The organism is Xenorhabdus indica (assembly GCF_014467235.1).
Classification (GTDB): Bacteria; Pseudomonadota; Gammaproteobacteria; order Enterobacterales; family Enterobacteriaceae; genus Xenorhabdus; species Xenorhabdus indica.
The window spans coordinates 1-1,401 of record NZ_NKHP01000076.1; the positions used below are offsets into that span (position 1 = coordinate 1).

A 1,401-nucleotide genomic window follows, 5' to 3' on the forward strand; every position below is an offset into this window, starting at 1 on the left:
ACGTATGATGTTTTCAACAGATGCTGAGCAATGGGCAAAAGACACTTTTCAATATGCTGATTTAGGGGATAGCCGCCGCACTAAGCGGCTGATCAAACTGACTTCTTCTCTTGCCAATCATTTAGGACAGTCTCTCGTGCAATCTTTAAAATCACCTGCGGATATCGAAGCGGCTTATCGCTTCGCTCGCAATCAAGCCATTAATCCTCAAGCTATCGCAGAAGCTGGCTTTGTCGCCACCGCTGAGCAGGTTAAGCACTATGATTGCCTCCTCGCGCTTGAAGATACGACCTCGCTGGAATTTATCCACCCTACGGTTCGAGATGAGATGGGGCACACCACATCCAATAAGTATTCCAGAGGGATGCATGCGCATTCCGTTCTGCTTTTTGCACCTGATAAGCAACAGGTCGTTGGACTCATTGAGCAGGCACGTTGGACCCGAGACCTTCAGGCTTACGGGCAAAATCAATATCATGCGAGCAGAGCTTATAAAGACAAAGAAAGCTATAAATGGGAACGGGCTTCACGCGCAATGGAAGCCCGCCTCGGTGCTGACATGCGAAAAGTTATCTCGGTCTGTGACCGGGAAGCAGACATTATCGAGTACCTGACCTATAAGGTCTCAAATCATCAGCGCTTTGTCGTTCGCTCTATGCAAAGCCGTTGCATAGAAGAAAGCACCGACAAGCTTTATCATTACAGTGGCGCCTTGGTGTATGCGGATACGAGAACGGTTCAAGTGAGGCAAAAAGGCGGGCGAAAAGCGCGTGATGCACACTGCGAAGTGCGTTATGCGGCGGTGACCGTAAAAATCCCGGCGAATAAAACCGGTGACGGCGTCCCACTGTACTATGTCGGTTGTCAAGAAACGGGAAATCATGATGGCTTGAGCTGGCACATTCTGACCTCAGAACCCGTGAAAACAAAAGAAGATGCCCAGCGTATTCTCGATTACTACGAAAAACGGTGGCTGATTGAAGAATTTCACAAAGCGTGGAAAAGCGGTGGCACTCAGGTTGAAGAGTTACGCATGCAAAGCAAAGAGAATTTAGAACGCATGGTAGTGATACTCGCGTTTATTGCAGTCCGTCTTCATCAATTGCGCTATCTGGGGCTTAATAAAGAGGAAGCAGAAAAGCAGAGCTGTGAAATGATCCTGAGTCCGCTAGCGTGGAACTTACTGTGGTCAAAGCAAAACAAATCGAAACCACCGAAGAAAGCCCCAAGCCTCTACTGGGCCTATATTAACCTCGGCAAGCTTGCAGGTTGGTACGATTCAAAACGTAATGGTCGAGTAGGATGGGAAAGGCTATGGGAAGGATGGTTCATATTACAAACCATCCTTGAAGGTTACTTGCTTGCACAGTCTCTTGAGCTATAGATGTGATCAAGAGACAG

1 protein-coding gene is annotated in these 1,401 nt (G+C 48.0%); it reads left to right on the forward strand.

Annotated features, from left to right (window positions below; translation table 11 throughout):
• Nucleotides 1-7: 7 nt before the first annotated feature.
• Nucleotides 8-1,384 carry an IS4 family transposase gene (locus Xind_RS19490; protein WP_187650935.1) on the forward strand — a complete coding sequence of 459 codons (1,377 nt, stop codon included), beginning with the start codon at nucleotides 8-10 and terminating at the stop codon, nucleotides 1,382-1,384.
• Nucleotides 1,385-1,401: the final 17 nt, after the last annotated feature.